We start from the raw sequence: 325 nt of genomic DNA, 5'->3' as shown, positions 1-325 counted from the left end.
CCAGCAAGGCACCGCAGGCATCGAAGCGTTCGTGGAAGTGCTATCCACTTCCATGGGCGAAGCCGCCCAAGTCGCCAGAGTGCGCGCTGATAACATTGGCGGCGACCTAAAAGGCCTGCGTAGCGCTTGGGAAGACGTGGGCATCAGTATCACTGAAACCAACAAAGGCCCCATCCGCGACTTAATCCAAAACATCACCAAAGTGACGCGCAGTGTGAGCGCATGGATAGAGGCCAACCCCGAGCTAGCGGGCACCATCGCCAAGGTGGCGGCGGGAATGATCGCCCTGGCCACCGTCGGCGGTGCCGTCACCATGACGTTCGCC

The 325-nt window shown here is 60.9% G+C and carries 1 protein-coding gene; it reads left to right on the top strand.

Going from position 1 to position 325, the window contains the following annotated elements:
• Positions 1-325 (top strand): phage tail tape measure protein (locus tag SB753_RS35815; RefSeq protein WP_410804829.1); only part of this gene is annotated, 325 nt, incomplete at both ends.

The organism is Paraburkholderia sp. SIMBA_053, assembly GCF_046534895.1.
Lineage (GTDB): Bacteria > Pseudomonadota > Gammaproteobacteria > Burkholderiales > Burkholderiaceae > Paraburkholderia > Paraburkholderia caledonica.
The sequence above is the reverse complement of the archived record's forward strand: the minus strand, read 5'-3'. Positions and strand labels throughout refer to the sequence as shown.